This window comes from Nocardia sp. NBC_00511, from assembly GCF_045161165.1.
Taxonomy (GTDB): domain Bacteria; phylum Actinomycetota; class Actinomycetes; order Mycobacteriales; family Mycobacteriaceae; genus Nocardia.
Genome location: NZ_CP107849.1, coordinates 3,683,400 through 3,699,007, shown reverse-complemented (window position 1 = coordinate 3,699,007; position 15,608 = coordinate 3,683,400). Strand labels below are relative to the sequence as shown.

8 protein-coding genes, 1 pseudogene and 1 riboswitch are annotated in these 15,608 nt (G+C 67.7%); of the genes and pseudogenes, 3 read left to right on the top strand and 6 right to left on the bottom strand.

Features of this window, described 5'->3' with window-relative positions:
- Positions 1-98: 98 nt before the first annotated feature.
- Complete coding sequence (locus tag OG300_RS17415; protein WP_405497189.1) at positions 99-1,166, top strand: oxygenase MpaB family protein; 1,068 nt, start codon at positions 99-101, stop codon at positions 1,164-1,166.
- A gap of 26 nt (positions 1,167-1,192) precedes the next feature.
- Here the strand turns inward: OG300_RS17415 and thiE are convergent, their stop codons facing one another.
- The 4 genes from thiE to OG300_RS17395 all read right to left on the bottom strand — a co-directional run bounded on the left by thiE (position 1,193) and on the right by OG300_RS17395 (position 6,273).
- Positions 1,193-1,849, bottom strand: coding sequence for a thiamine phosphate synthase (gene thiE / locus OG300_RS17410; protein ID WP_405497187.1), 657 nt, complete (start codon positions 1,847-1,849; stop codon positions 1,193-1,195).
- On the bottom strand, positions 1,846-2,667 hold the full coding sequence (gene thiM / locus OG300_RS17405; protein ID WP_405497185.1) for a hydroxyethylthiazole kinase: 822 nt from the start codon (positions 2,665-2,667) through the stop codon (positions 1,846-1,848). The genes thiE and thiM overlap by 4 nt, the downstream gene beginning before the upstream one ends.
- A riboswitch (TPP riboswitch) is annotated at positions 2,657-2,757 on the bottom strand. (Overlaps the previous gene by 11 nt.)
- Positions 2,758-3,055: 298 nt before the next feature.
- A complete protein-coding gene (locus OG300_RS17400) occupies positions 3,056-5,143 on the bottom strand; it encodes a glycogen debranching N-terminal domain-containing protein (RefSeq protein WP_405497183.1) in 2,088 nt (695 codons plus the stop codon).
- The gene (locus OG300_RS17395) at positions 5,140-6,273 is read right to left on the bottom strand and encodes a glycosyltransferase family 4 protein (protein ID WP_405497181.1); all 1,134 of its coding nucleotides are present in this window, start codon (positions 6,271-6,273) and stop codon (positions 5,140-5,142) included. Before OG300_RS17395 ends, OG300_RS17400 begins: the two co-directional genes overlap by 4 nt.
- A 435-nt stretch (positions 6,274-6,708) precedes the next feature.
- Between OG300_RS17395 and OG300_RS17390 the strand changes: the two genes are divergently transcribed.
- Positions 6,709-8,232, top strand: a complete 1,524-nt coding sequence (locus OG300_RS17390; RefSeq protein ID WP_405497179.1) for a catalase — start codon at positions 6,709-6,711, stop codon at positions 8,230-8,232.
- 208 nt (positions 8,233-8,440) lie between these two features.
- Positions 8,441-8,614, top strand: a pseudogene (locus tag OG300_RS17385) (ferritin-like domain-containing protein); the annotation flags it as partial.
- 18 nt (positions 8,615-8,632) lie between these two features.
- Here the strand turns inward: OG300_RS17385 and OG300_RS17380 are convergent.
- A complete protein-coding gene (locus OG300_RS17380) occupies positions 8,633-11,050 on the bottom strand; it encodes a SpoIIE family protein phosphatase (protein ID WP_405497177.1) in 2,418 nt (805 codons plus the stop codon).
- Positions 11,047-15,573, bottom strand: coding sequence for a HAMP domain-containing protein (locus OG300_RS17375; protein WP_405497175.1), 4,527 nt, complete (start codon positions 15,571-15,573; stop codon positions 11,047-11,049). Before OG300_RS17375 ends, OG300_RS17380 begins: the two co-directional genes overlap by 4 nt.
- Between the last annotated feature and the right edge of the window lie 35 nt (positions 15,574-15,608).

Below are 15,608 nucleotides of genomic sequence, written 5' to 3'. Positions count from 1 at the left end.
CTGGATAACATGACCCGGAGTGTTACCGCATGCATTCCCTGACCAACTCGGGTCGGTGATCGACGCCGATGACCGACCTGGCTGCTGAGAGGATCCATATGGAGTTTGCGCTACCTCGGAAGAAGACCACACAGCCGCACGAGGATTACGGGTTCTTCGGGCCCGGCTCGGTGACGTGGAAGGTGTGGAGCTATCCGACTTCGTTGTCCATCGGGTTCCAGCGGGCCGTGGTCATCGAAGAGCTCGATCCCGCGCTGGTGGCGGCGGTGGACCAGACGCACGACATCTACAAGCGGCCGCGTACCCGCTACGACCGGACCCTGAAGTACTTCGCGCTGGTGGCTTTCGGAGGTTCGCGCGAGACCTCTCAGGCTGCCGACGTGCTGGTTAAAATTCATTCCAAGGCGATCGGCACCGACCCGTACAGTGGCGCGCCCTACGACGCGAACGATCCGGCCTCGCAGCTCTGGATCCACCTGACGGCCTGGCATTCGATTCTCTACGCCTACGAGAAGTACGGTCCGGGCCGCCTCAGCGCCGAGGACGAGGCGCAGTACTGGCAGGAATGCGCGGTCGCGGCGGAGCTGCAAACCTGTTCTCCCGCAGATGTTCCCCGCACCCGCGAGGGCGTGCAGGCGTACTTCGACGCGATGCGACCGCAACTGTCCGGCAGTGAAATCGCCAGGCGGGCGATGAATCATCTGCTGCGCGCCGAGGTGATGCTGCCCAAGCTGCCGTTCTTCCTGCGCCCGGTCACCTGGATCGCGGATCGGTCCCTGCGCGCGGGCACCATCGCCACCATGCCGCTGTGGATGCGGGAGATGTCCGGACTGCGGCAGTCGCGCATCGTGGACGCGCTGATCCCGCTCTGGCTGAAGCTGGCCTTCCGGGTCGTGCATCTGAACCGTCGAGCCGAACTTCTTGTGGTGCAGCTGCTTTCGCCGATGACCTTCCCGGTGCTGCGCCCGATCTTCCTCGGGGTTCCGCCACTGCGGCGTGAGGTGGTCAGCCCGGAGGAGGCCCGCACCCGGTACGGCTACGACAAGCCCGCCGAGGCGCACCAGGACCTGCGCGCCAAGCAGCACGCTCGCGTGTTCAGCCAGGGCACCGCCCCGAGCAACATCGGCCTCCTCGAATCCGAGGAGATCCTCGGCCGATTGGGCTGACCGAGGCCCGCCGCACCGTCAGATGGTCACGGTCGCATCCGCCGGATGTCATCGACCGCGGCCCGCAGCCGGGCGGCCGCGGCGGTGGGGTCCGGCGCGGCGCAGATCTCCGAAACCGTGCACACGCCATCGACACCCGTGCCTGCCAGTTGCGGGACCGTGTCGGCGTGGATGCCACCGATCGCGACCGTCGGCAGTCCGGTGGCGGCGACCAGCGTGGCCAGCCCGATCGGGCCCACCGGACCGGCGGCGTCCGGCTTGGTCGCGGTGGCCCAGATCGGGCCGATGCCGAGATAGTCGGCAGCCTCGGCCGCGACCGCCTGCGCCATGGTGGACACGGAGAGTCCGATGATGAAATCCGGACCCACCCACTGGCGGACCAGATCGGTCGGGAGATCGGTCTGACCGACGTGCACGCCGTCGGCACCGGCCAGCACGGCCACGTCGACCGCGTCGTCGACGATGAGCGGAACTCCGGTGCCGGTCAAGCATTCTCGGACGGCGAGGGTGAGGGCGAGCAGGTCACGGTCCGAGGTGTTCTTGGATCGCACCTGGACCATCGAGACCCCACCGGCGACCGCGGCCCGGACCACGGCGGGCACGCCGCGCTCACCACACATCGCGGTGTCGGTGATCAGGCACAGTCGCAGTTGGTCGCGCAGACCGGGACGCTCGATGCTCATCCGAGCCGCCGAATCAGGCCTGCGGCAAGGTCATCGGGCCCGACTGCGTCGAGTCGGTCGATCCAGGCCACCGCGAAACTACCGGGTCCCGCCGAGAGCGCCTCGGCCTCTTCTGCGGCGATGGCGACGTGCAGGTGCGCGGCGACCGCGGCGATGAACGGGTCGTCGGTCACCGCCGTGTAGGCGGCCGTCAGGCCACCGAGCGCGCAGCCCGCCCCGGTGGTCCGGGTCAGCAATACCGACCCGCCGCGGATGCGTGCGGTCCCGGTCTTGGAGACGATCAGGTCGGTGACGCCCGAGACCGCGACCACCGCACCGGTTCGTGCGGCGAGGTCGCGGGCCGCCGGCAGGGCCTCGTCGCTGCCCGCGGTCGAGTCGACGCCACGACCGCCCTGCCCGGCTCCGGCCAGACCGATCACTTCCGAGGCGTTCCCGCGAATCACCGTCGGCCGGTATTGCAGCAAGTCGTGGGCGAGTGCCGTGCGAAAGGCCAAGCCGCCGACCGCGACCGGATCGAGCACCCACGGGGTTCGGCTCGCGGCCGCGGCCTCGGCGGCCAACCGCATCGCCGCGGCCGTCATATCGTCCGGGGTGCCGAGATTGATCAATACCGCCGAGGCGATCCGGGCGAAATCCGCTGCCTCGTGGACATTGTCGACCATCGCCGGCGCGGCCCCGACCGCGAGCAGCACATTGGCGGTGATGGTGGTGACCACCCGGTTGGTCAAGCATTGGACCAGTGGAGCCGAAGTCGCCAGTGCCGCACGGGCTTCGGCGAGCTTTTGCGGAGCGTCCGGCTCGGGTGGTGTGGTCGTCACGCGACATCCCTTCGTCAGCATTGTCTGCGTCAGGTGCTGCGGGTGTGTTCTCAGCCCCGCTCGTGGCGCGGAGCACCCCGTGTCCGGTTCGGACGTTATCAGAGGTGCCGCCGGGGTCCGCGGAATCATCGCCGCAGACCCGGCAACCCGTCAGAGCGAACCGGCGCTTCCCGTCGGCATCGGATTCGGTGCGTGCTCGGATTCCTTGTGCTGGTCGAGGTAGAGATTGAAGGCGCCGTTGGTGAACGAGCATCGGAAGTCCTCGACGCCGTATCGTCGCGCAGCATGAGGAAAGGCTTTTCAGGGCCCAGCCGTCCTCGAGGGTCCCCAACATCCCATGCCGCGGGTATCCGGAGGAACTGACAATTGTTCCGACTTCGGTGCCGGTTCAGAGACGGCGCAGTTGCCAGTCGTCCGGTAGCCCGGTGACTTCCGCCTCGGTGCCGGTGGCCTCGATGGTGATGCTCGCCCCACCCAGCTTCAGATCCGTGAGCCGGATGGTGCCCGCGCGTTCGGGGAGCCGCGGCGCGATGGTGAGGGTGCGGGCGGGTGCGTCGGGTTGCAGGCCCAGGAACGAGCGCATGAGCAGCAGTGGGGCGGCGCTGGCCCAGGCCTGTGGGGAGCAGGAGGTGGGATAGGGGATGGGGGAGTGGAATTCGCTGCGGCTGAAGCCGCAGAAGAGTTCCGGTGGGCGGGCGCCGAACTCCAGGATCGCCTCCAGGAGTCCGGTGGCCAGGCGTTCGGCCAGCTTCAGAGCCCCGGGGATGTGGGCGTAGCGCAGCAGTCCGGCCACCGCGATCGCGGTGTCGTGCGGCCAGATCGAGCCGGTGTGATAGCCCATCGGGTTGAAGCGCCGGGCGGTGGAGGACAGGGTGCGCAATCCGAAGCCGCTGTTGAGGTCCGGGGCGCTGAGGCGTTCGATCAGCTCGGCCGCTCGCTCGTCGGGGACGATGCCGGTCCACAGGCAGTGGCCGGGATTGCTGGAGATGGCGTCCACCGGCTGGTTCGAAGCATCCAGTGCCAGCGCGTAAGTGCCGCAGTCCGGCATCCAGAAGGCCTCGTCGAAGCGGGCCCGGCGGTCGGCGGCCCGGGCTCGCCAGCGGTCGGCGGTACCGTGGTCGCCGCTCGATTCGGCCAGATCCGCGCGGCCCAGTTCCGCCGCGTACGCGTAGCCCTGCGCCTCACACAGCGCGATCGGCGGTTCGGCGAGGCGGCCGTCGCTGAAACTGATCGCGTCCCAACTGTCCTTCCACCCCTGATTGGCCAGACCACGATCAGTCTTGCGGTGATAGACCACCAGGCCGTCGCGGTCGCCGTAGCTCCCCAGCCACTCCATTGCCGCATCGGCGGCCGGAAGTAGCTGCTGCACAGCGGATTCGGACGCACCCCAGCGGAGGCATTCGGCCAGCACCATGACGAACAGCGGAGTCGCGTCGACCGTCCCGTAGTAGACGGTGCCGCCGAGTACCCGATCGCTACCGGGCCCGTAGCGACGCTCGTGCATGATCCGTCCGGGCTCCTCCTCGGTGACCGGATTGACCTGCGTGCCTTGCAATTCGGCGAGCTGACGCAGGGTCCCGACCGCGAGATCGCTGTCCAGCAGCAGCGCCATCCACGAGGTCAGCAGGCTGTCCCGCCCGAACAGTGCCATGAACCACGGCGCACCGGCCGCGACATACGCGGTGCCGTCGGCGGAATCGTCGAGACGCAGTGCGCCCAGGTCGGTTTCGGTGCGTTGCAGGATCGCGTTGAGGCCCTGTCCGGAGGCGGTCAACGAGGTGGTGGTGGCGCGCCAGTGCCGGATCTTGGTGGCGGGACCGTCCTCGTCCTCGTCGAAACCCGAGGTGTCGTGCCGCCCGGTGGCGGGACGGCAGTGCACGGTGGTGTGCCAGACGCTGCGGCGTGCCACCACGATGCGCCAGGTCAGCGAGCCGGGCTGGATGACCGGGTCGGCATCGGCGGTAATGATCACCGCCCGTTCGGGATTGGTGCGGTCGGCCAGGCGCAGCACCCCGCCGACCGCGGTGAGTTCGCCGCCACCGCCGTGCACGCGGCCTTCCTTGACCGCGAAGAGATCGGCGAAATCGGTGTCGGCGGTGAGGGTCACCGTGATCGCGGTGTCCTCGTCGCCGAGGTTGTGCACCGTGATCACCTCGTGCAACCCCTCGCCGATGGTGCGCCGGCGCTGCACCAGCACGGTGGCGTCGGCGATGCCGTGCGGCGGCGGCTTGCGGGCCACGAACCGGGCCCGGAAGGGTTCGCGCACCGCGACCGAAAGCTGTTCCGGGGCAACACCGTCCAGGCGCAATTCCCAGCGGTTCAGCATCCGCGCGTCGCGGTGGAACAGTCCGTGCGCGGTGCCCGGATGGATGTCGCCGAGCGGATCGGACAGGCAGAACGTGCTCGCCTCGACCAGGGTGACGACACCGCCGACGCCCGAGATGGGCGTCGGCGGTCCGGCGTTGAAAACGCTCACAGGTGCCCGCTCGGCAGGCGAGTGCCACGCGGGCCCAGGACGATCGGGGTCCGCCGAGCGGTGCGCCGCCGCACCGGCTCCGGGACGCGAGCGGTGCTCGCCGCCCGGTAGTAGGCGTCCTCGTAGCCGCGCGCGAATGCCGCGGTGGCGAACAGCTTCTCGACCCGCTCCCGGCAGGCGCGGGGGTCGATCTCCCCGATGCGAGCGATCGCCGCGGGCAGTTCGTCGGGGCTCTCGCAGATCCAGCCGGTGACCCCGTGTTCGATCACCTCGGCCACCGCGCCGCCGCGCAGCGCGATCACCGGGGTGCCGCAGACCATGGCCTCGATCATGACGATGCCGAACGGTTCTTCCCACTGGATCGGGAACAGCAGGCAGCGCGCCCCGGCCAGCAACTGCCGCTTGGCCACGGCGTCCGCCTCACCGAACACGTCGTCGTCGGGACCCAGCAGTGGCCGCACGAACTCGTCGAAGAAGGCGTGCTCGGGCGGCTCGTTGCATTTGCCAGCCAGGATCAGCCGCAGCCCGGCGGCGTGCGCGGCCTCGAGCGCCAGGTGCGGACCCTTGTAGGGCGCGTAGCGGCCCAGGAACAGTGCGTAGTCCAGCTTCTCGGTGCGGAACGGCCATTCGTCCGGCCGGATCGCATTGTGCACGCGGGCAATCCAATTCAGGTCGGGGGCGAGCTCACGCTGGCGATCGCTGATCGCCACCAGTCGCACACTGTCGTCGAAAGCCCGGTAGTACTCGTGCATTTCGGCATCGACGGGTCCGTGGACCGTCACCACGGTGGGGATGCCGAGCGCCCGGTAGGCGGCGGCATTGCCCGGCCCGGCGAAGGTGTGGTCGTGCACGATGTCGATGGGCTGCTCGGCGTGCAGGGCCTCGATGACGCGCCAGGCCTTGAAGGCGTGCACGATCTCCGGATACGGTTCGCCCAGCCGAAGCGTCTGTACCTCGTCCCACAGCGGGATGAACCTGGCGTTGGTGCCCGGCCGCCCAGCGCCCAGCAGGGTCACCTGGTGGCCGCGCTCGACCAGTTCGTCGGCCAACGTCGCCACCACGGCCTCGACGCCGCCGTATCCGGTCGGCGGGATATCGAAGTAGGGGGGCGCTACCAGAACGATATGCAACGGGCGCTTGTGTGAATCATCGAGGCGGAGCGAATTTCTGCCGAGATCCAATGCCAGAAAATCCAATGCGTCTATGTCTGCATCGGTGGAAAGTTCGTCACTCATTTCAAAGCCCTTCGTCGTTGAGGGGTGAAACTGAGCCAAACTGTCGTCCACAGTTGCATGGTCCGGCCCGGTCGGCAAGGTGAATTCGGACTGCGCTGACCTTCGTGATCATATGGTTACCGCGAGGTTTGAGCGCCCGATCACCGGGTATAACGGCTGGCTACAGAGGTTTTCGAGAAATCCGATATTGAGGACTCGATCATCGCGGTGGTGGCAAACAGTATTGCAAACTCTGCGCACTGCAATTTGGCATCCGGTCGACCGGCATCGGTCCGACGTTGTCATCCGGCGTACTGTTGGACGTCGGAAGTAGCTACGCAGAGGAGGAGCATGTCCGATCGAAGCAGCTACACCACGGATGACGCCGGAATTCCGGTGCCGAGCGATGAACACTCACTGACAGTCGGCCCCGACGGGCCGATTCTGCTGCACGACGCCTATCTGATCGAGAAGATGGCGCAATTCAACCGCGAACGCGTCCCCGAGCGGCAGCCACATGCCAAGGGCGGCGGCGCCTTCGGAACCTTCGAGGTCACCCACGACGTGAGCGCCTACACCCGCGCCGACGTCTTCCAACCCGGTAAGCAGACCGAGGTGCTGGCCCGGTTCTCCACCGTTGCGGGTGAGCGCGGCAGCCCGGACACCTGGCGTGATCCGCGCGGCTTCGCGCTCAAGTTCTATACCGAGCAGGGTAATTTCGACATGGTCGGCAACAACACCCCGGTGTTCTTCCTGCGTGACCCGATGAAGTTCCAGGACTTCATCCGTTCGCAGAAGCGCCGCGCCGACAACAACCTTCGCGACCACGATATGCAGTGGGACTTCTGGACCCTGTCCCCGGAGTCCGCGCACCAGGTGGCCTGGCTGATGGGTGACCGCGGCATCCCGCGCAGCTGGCGGCACATGAACGGCTACTCCAGCCACACCTACCTGTGGTACAATGCCGCGGGCGAACGCTTCTGGGTGAAGTACCACTTCAAGAGCGATCAGGGTGTCGAGTTCTTCACCCAGGACGAGGGCGACCAGATGGCCGCCATGGACACCGACTATCACACGCGAGACCTGTTCGAGCACATCGTCGCCGGTGAGTATCCGAGCTGGACCCTGCACATGCAGATCATGCCGTTCGACGACGCCAAGACCTACCGGTTCAACCCCTTCGATCTGACGAAGGTGTGGCCGCACGCCGACTATCCCCTCATCGAGGTCGGCCGGATGACGTTGAATCGCAACCCCTCCGACTATCACACCGAGATCGAGCAGGCGGCCTTCGAACCGAGCAACGCGGTCCCCGGCACCGGCCCGAGCCCGGACAAGATGCTGCTCGGGCGCTGGTTCTCCTATCCGGACGCTCACCGCCACCGCATCGGCGCGAATTACAAACTGCTGCCGGTCAATTCACCGCACGCCGCGCCCGTCCACTCGTACTCCAAGGACGGGCAGATGCGCTACACCAATGTCACGGATCCGGTGTACGTACCCAACTCCAAGGGCGGCCCGCACGCCGACCCGGAGGTGTCGGGCCCCGTGGTCGGCTGGCACACCGACGGCGAAATGGTGCGCACCGCATACGCTTTGCGCGCCGAGGACGACGACTGGGGCCAGGCCCGCACCCTGGTCCGCGAAGTCCTAGACGATGCCGCCCGGCAGCGACTGGTGGACAACATCGTCGGCCATCTGCTCAACGGCGTGAGCACCCCCGTGCTCACCCGCGCGTTCGAATACTGGCGCAGTGTCGACAAGGAACTCGGTGACCGCGTCGAGTCCGGCGTGCGAGCCAAGCAGGACGAGTCCGATCCGAAGGCCGCAGAGCAGTCGAATCCGGCCCGCTCGGGCGCACGTCGCAAGGCCTAGCTGCCCCACCCCACGGTGGAGTGCCCGCACTCGCGGGCGCTCCACCGTTTCGCTGCTGCTCGGAAGTCAGCTGAATTGCTTTGCACCACAACGTTATGACTCGCGGATCTGGGTAGTGCGTCCAGAGGCCGTTCGACGAGGCCCTGCTCAGCGATCTGCGGCTCGAGCATCAGCTGCTCGACCGGGCTCGATACATCAAGGCGGAAGTTTCGCCGATCTCAACGTCTCCCAGGCCGTCGCCGAGATCAAGGACCTGAACGAATCCTCCGACGTGCGTGCGGTGCTGGCGTACGAGGAGGCGAACAAGCGGCGGCAGGGCGTGGTGTCGGCCGCCCAGAGTCGGCTGGCGGGCATCGCCCAGGAGGTCGCGGGCCTCAACTGAGCCGACGGCCACCGGTTCTCAGGTCGTCTCGACCGAGGCGGCCTGGAACGGTTGACTCGTCTCGGAGTCCAGCTCCGGGCGTAGCTGAATGCCGACGACGCAGGTGTCGTCGTCGGTGTTCGCGTCGCTGGAGTCGAGCAGGTGATCGAGGCGATCGTCGAGGCTGCCGGTGAATTGGGCCGAGAGCGTGAGCAATCGCTGTTCGCAGTCGTCGAGTTGGCGGTCGCGGCGTTCGATCAGTCCGTCGGTGTAGAGGAGCAGCACATCGTCGGCTTCCAGGTGGATCTCGGCTTCCTCGTAGGTCGCCTCGGCCAGCGCGCCGAGCAGGATGCCGTCGGGGGCGGCCGGGATCGACGCGTGCCCGGAACGCACCAGCACCGGCGGCGGATGGCCCGCGCGGGCCCAGCGCAGCACCCGGGTCTGCGGGTCGTAGAGGCCGCATATCGCGGTGGCGTAGATGTGCTCGGTGAGATGCCGTGCGACCAGGTTGAGCCAGGTGAGCATCTGGCCGGGCCCGGCCCCGGTGGCGGCGAGACCGCGAAGGGCGTTGCGCAGCACCACCATTCCGGTGGCCGCGGTGATGCCATGTCCGGTGATGTCGCCCACCGAGACCAGGATCTTGCGCGACGGCAGCACCACCGCGTCGTACCAGTCCCCGCCGACCAGATGATCCTGTTCGGTGGGGCGGTAGCGGACGGCGACGCCGAGCCCGAACGCCTCGATGGACGGCTGGGTGTCGGGCATGATCGCCTGCTGCAGTCGCCGGGCCAGGCGGCTCTGCTCGGCGGCGTGCTCCTCGGTGTGCGCGAGCCGGTCGCGGGTGGCCGAGAGCGCGATCTCGGTCCAGTGCTGGGCCGAAATATCCTGGTACACACCGCGAACGGTGAGCAGATGCCCGGGCGCGTCCAGGACCGGTTCGGCGATGATGCGAATATGGCGGATGGCCCCGCCCGGCCGCACCAGGCGGAACGCGGCGGAGACCGAGCGGTGGTAGTGCAGCATCGACCGCAGGAAGTGCCGGACGGTGTCGGCGTCGGCCTCGTCGACGTGCGCGGGCAGCTGCGCGAGCGGAATCGGGTCGGCGGTCGGCGCGAGCCCGAAGAGATCGAAAAGCTGTGCACTCCAGGTGATCTCGCCGGTGGCCGCGTTCTCCTCGAAACCGCCGACCCGGCCCAGCCGTTGCGCGTGCTGCAGCAGCGTGGCCAGCCGGGCCGCCTCGTCCTGGATGCGCCACACCAGCAGCACGCTGTCGCCGTGACAGCTGATGCTCAGGGCGGCCGACACGCTCAGCGGCACCTGGTCGACCAGTTCGGTCAGCACCACCGGATTCGCCCGGTAGCTCTCGCCGGTGGCGAAGACGTGCTCGATGCGCTCGAACAGCCGCCCCCGGGTCGCCGACATCGGGTAGGCCTCGAGCAGCAGCGCACCCTGGATCAGTCCGCCCGGTCGTCCTGCGGGATCGACGAAGCACGTATTCACGTGGTGGATGCGGAAATCCGACAGCGCGCCGTCCGCATCCAGGTGCGGGACCAGCACCAGCGCCGGGTCGAAGAGACTGTCCGTGAGCCGCGCGAGTTCCGTGGTCGCGGGGGAGGGGCTGGGGGTGCCGACCGTAGCCAGATCGGATTCCAGTGTGTACCCGCATAATTCGGCCAGCGCCTCGAGCTGTCGCTGCACCTGGGGTGGTTGCGGCTCGATCGGCGTCGGCCAGCACACCTCGAGCACCCCGAGCAGTTTGCCGCCCACACCCACGGGAACCGCGGCGCGCCCGCCGTCGCGCCCGGCGACCGACGGCAGCCCGGAGGTGTGCAGATCCGGGATCCAGACGGTGTCGCGATTGAGCAGGGCCTGCCCGGCCGGAGTCGCCACGCCGGGCGGCACATAACGCCAGCGCTCGGCCTCGTACCGGCCGATACCCGCGAATCCCACCAGCGACAGCGAGGAATCGGAGTTGGTGGCCCAGATCGCGACCGCCGTCGCACCCAGTGGCGCGAGGGCGTGATCGAAGACCGCCTGCGCCACCCGCTGGGTATCGCCCGCGGCCAGCAAGGCGCTCTCCGCGGTGCGCAGACGCACCGCCACCGGCGATTCGCCAGTGCTCGCGGTGCGTTCCAGAAACTCCCCGACCGCCGCGCTGACCTTGTCGCGCGCCGCCTGATTCACCAGATCGGCCGCCAATTCCAGTGCGGTGACCCCGGTTTGCTCGGCGAGCGTGTTCAACTGCCGGACCGCCTGCGCCGGTCCGCAGCGCAGCCGCTCGACGAGGACACCCTTGGCCATCTCGATCAGCGCGCGCCCGTCGGCGGTGGCCTGGGCCCGGTGGATCTCGCCGCGCAGGCGCTCCACCGTGGCCGCCAGCCGGGTGATCTCACGCTGGGCCAGCGAATCACCGTGGGGTGCGGGGACCGCGGTGACGCGGCTGCCCGAATCCGTCATTGCACGCCCAGCCAGTGGTGGATGCAGGCCAGCAGTGCGTCGGCATCGACCGGTTTGGTGACGTAGTCGTTGGCTCCGGCCGCGAGGCTCTTGTCCCGATCGCCGAGCATGGCCTTGGCGGTCACCGCGATGATGGGCAGTGTGGCGTACTGCGGCATCTCCCGGATGGTCGCGGTGGCGGTGTAGCCGTCCATCTCCGGCATCATCACGTCCATCAGCACCAGATCGGTCTCCGGATGCGCGATCAGCTTGTCGATGCCCTCCCGGCCGTTCTCCGCGTGCACCACGCCGACACCGTGCAGTTCGAGAATGCTGCTGAGCGCGAACAGATTCCGGGCATCGTCATCGACGATGAGCACCGTCCGCCCGGCCAGTTCCCCGACCGGCTGACTGGCCGCCACGGCGGGCGCTTCCTCACGGCGAACCAGCGGCAGCACGTCACCCGGGGCCTCGGCGGTGACGTGCAACGCGATGCGTTCACGCAATTCGTCCAGGCTGGAGAGCAATTCGAGTGAGCGGCCCGCACTGCGCTCCTGTAGCAGCCGTTCCTGCTCGCTGTCGAGGCGATGATTGTGGGCCAGCACCGGCACGCTGCGCGACGCCGGATCCCCGGCCATGGTCTCGATGAACAGCAGCGCCGCGTTGTCGGGCATATCCAATTCCAGTACGACGCAGTGGAATACCTCCGACGCCAGCACACTCGCCGCCTCACCGACACCGACGGCGCTCACCACCTGCACCGGACCCCGGGGATCGTTGTTGTTGGCGAGATCGGCGACCGCGCTCTGCGCGACCAGCGACAGCAGCCCCTGCGCGCGTTCCTCCACCACCAGCAGCCGGCGCTGCTGATGCGGGGTCGCGGGTCCGGTGGCCCGCTCGGCCGGACTGTCGGTCTGCGGCGCGCTGTCGCGTTCGGCGTGCGCGGTCTCCTGGAAGTCCGGTCGCGCGATCGGCAGGTACAGGGTGAAGGTACTGCCCTGTCCGACAGTGCTTTCCGCGGTGATCGCGCCGCCGAGCAGGTAGGCGATCTCGCGGCTGATCGACAGGCCCAGACCGGTGCCGCCGTACTTGCGGCTGGTCGTCCCGTCGGCCTGCTGGAAGGCGCTGAAGATCGACTCCAGCTGATGCTCGGCAATGCCGATGCCGGTGTCGATCACCCGGAAGGCGACGGCCGGGCCGTGGCGGCGCACGGTCGCGGGCATCTCATGGGTGTCCGCGGCCCCGATCTGCAACTCGACCGAACCGATCTCGGTGAACTTCACGGCATTCGAGAGCAGATTGCGCAGCACCTGCCGCAGCCGGGAATCGTCGGTGAGCAGTTCCAGCGGCAGACCCGCCGCGGTGGTGACCCGGAAACCAAGGCTCTTCTGGGTGGTCAGCGGCCGGAAGGTGGCATCGACGTAGTCGAGCAGCTTGCGCAGCGCCACCCGTTCCGGCGCGAGATCCATCTTGCCCGCCTCGACCTTGGACAGATCGAGGATGTCGTTGATCAGTTGCAGCAGATCCGAACCCGCGGAATGGATGATCCCCGCGTACTCCACCTGTTTGGGGGTGAGGTTGCGAGTCGGGTTCTGCGCCAGCAGTTGCGCCAGGATCAGCAGGCTGTTGAGCGGCGTGCGCAGTTCGTGGCTCATATTGGCCAGGAACTCCGACTTGTACTTCGAGGCCAGCGACAGCTCCTGGGCGCGGGTCTCCAATTCCTGTCGCGCCTGCTCGATCTCGAGGTTCTTGGCCTCGATGTCGCGGTTCTGCATGGCCAGCAGTCCCGCCTTCTCCTCCATCTCGAAGTTGTTGCGCTGCAACTCTTCCTGCCGAACCTGCAACTCCTGCGAGCGGGCCTGTAGTTCGGAGGTGAGCCGCTGCGATTCCACCAGCAGCTCATCGGTGCGCGCGTTGGCGATGATGGTGTTGACGTTGACGCCGACGGTCTCCATCAGCTGATCGAGGAAGTCGCGGTGAATGCGCGTGAAGCGGTGCAGCGACGCCAATTCGATGACGCCGAGCACCTGCTCCTCGACGGCGATCGGCAGCACCAGCAGGTTGACCGGCGCGGTCCGGCCGAGCCCGGAGGAGATGGTGACATAGTCGCCGGGCACATCGTCGACGGCGATGGTGCGGCGGCTGCGCGCGGCCTGGCCGACCAGGGACTGTCCGAAGGTGAATTTCGGTGTGCCGCCGGGCTCGTCGGGGCTGCCATAGGCGCTGAGCAGTCGCAGTTCCGGCGGCTCGGCGGTGTCGTCGGCGAGGTAGAACGCGCCGAACTGCGCCGAGACCAGCGGCGCGAGTTCATCCATGATCAGCTCGGCCACCACGTGCAGATCGCGCTGACCCTGCATGAGGCTCGAGATGCGCGCGAGGTTGGTCTTGAGCCAGTCCTGATCCTGGTTGGCACTGGTGGTTTCGCGCAGCGACTCCACCATCGAGTTGATGTTGTCCTTGAGGTCGGCGACCTCGCCGGACGCCTCGACGGTGATGGAGCGGGTCAGGTCGCCCTCGGCGACCGCGCTGGTCACCTCGGCGATGGCGCGCACCTGGCGGGTGAGGTTGCCCGCGAGCTCATTGACGTTCTCGGTCAAGCGTTTCCAGGTGCCCGAGACGCCCTCGACCTCCGCCTGGCCACCCAGGCGTCCCTCCGAACCCACCTCGCGGGCGACGCGGGTGACCTCGGCGGCGAACGCCGAGAGCTGATCGACCATGGTGTTGATGGTGGTCTTGAGTTCCAGGATCTCGCCGCGCGCGTCCACGTCGATCTTGCTGGTCAGATCGCCCTGCGCGACCGCGGTGGTCACCTGCGCGATATTGCGCACCTGATTGGTCAGGTTGTTGGCCATCGAATTGACGTTGTCCGTCAAGTCTTTCCACGTGCCCGCGACGTTCGGCACCCGCGCCTGCCCGCCGAGCATGCCCTCGGTGCCGACCTCGCGTGCGACGCGGGTGACCTCGTCGGCGAACGCGGAGAGCGTGTCGACCATGGTGTTGATCACCCCGGCCAGCGCCGCGACCTCGCCCTTGGCCTCCACATTGATCTTCTGGCTCATATCGCCGCGCGCCACGGCGGTGGCGACCTGCGCGATGGAGCGCACCTGGTTGGTCAGGTTCGATGCCATCACATTGACGTTGTCCGTCAGGTCTTTCCAGGTGCCGGACGCGCCGCGCACCGTCGCCTGCCCGCCCAGATTGCCCTCGGTGCCGACCTCGCGGGCCACCCGGGTGACCTCGTCGGCGAACGAGGACAGCTGATCGACCATCGTATTGATGGTCTCCTTGAGTTCGAGGATCTCGCCGCGGGCATCCACCCGGATCTTCTGTGTCAGATCACCATCCGCGACCGCGGTGGTCACCTGCGCGATCGAGCGCACCTGCGCGGTGAGATTGTCGGCCATCACATTGACCGATTCGGTGAGGTCCTTCCAGGTGCCGGAGACGCCCTTGACGTCCGCCTGCCCGCCGAGCCTGCCGTCGGTGCCGACCTCTCTGGAGACGCGGGTGACTTCGTCGGCGAAGGAGGACAGCTGGTCGACCATGATGTTGATGGTGTTCTTGAGTTCGAGGATCTCGCCGCGCGCGTTCACGGTGATCTTCTGCGTCAGATCGCCGCGCGCGACGGCGGTGGCGACCTGCGCGATCGAACGCACCTGAGCCGTCAGGTTTCCGGCCATGAAGTTCACCGAATCGGTGAGGTCACGCCAGGTTCCGGAGACGCCCTTGACGTCGGCCTGCCCGCCCAGCGCACCCTCGGTGCCGACTTCCCTTGATACGCGGGTGACTTCGTCGGCGAAGGAGGACAGCTGATCGACCATCGTATTGATGGTGTTCTTGAGTTCGAGGATCTCCCCGCGCGCGCTCACCGTGATCTTCTGCCCCAGGTCGCCGCGCGCGACGGCGGTGGTCACCTGGGCGATATTGCGGACCTGCGCGGTCAGGTTGCCGGCCATGAAGTTCACCGAATCGGTGAGATCTCGCCACACGCCGCCCACTCCGGGCACCTCGGCCTGGCCGCCGAGCTGGCCCTCCGAACCCACTTCGCGCGCGACGCGGGTGACCTCGTCGGCGAATGCCGAGAGCTGGTCGACCATGGTGTTGACGGTGTTCTTGAGTTCGAGGATCTCGCCGCGGGCGTCCACGTCGATCTTCTGCGAGAGATCGCCGCGCGCCACCGCGGTCGCCACCTGCGCGATGTCACGCACCTGACTGGTCAGGTTGCCCGCCATGGCATTCACCGATTCGGTGAGGTCCTTCCAGGTGCCCGACACTCCCGGCACCTCGGCCTGGCCGCCGAGCCGCCCGTCGGTGCCGACCTCGCGTGCGACGCGGGTCACCTCGGAGGTGAACAGCGACAGCTGATCGACCATGCCGTTGAAGACCGTGGCGATCTCGCCGAGCAGTCCGTCGGCGTCGGTCGGCAGCCGGGTGCCGAAATCGCCGTCGCGTACCGCGGTCAATCCGGCCAGCAGCTGGCGCAATTCGACCTGGTCTGCCACCGCGTTGGCCACAGCACGCCCTGGTGCCGCCGTATCAGACATTGCCATCCTCACTCACGACGCCCGAAGCCACGGGC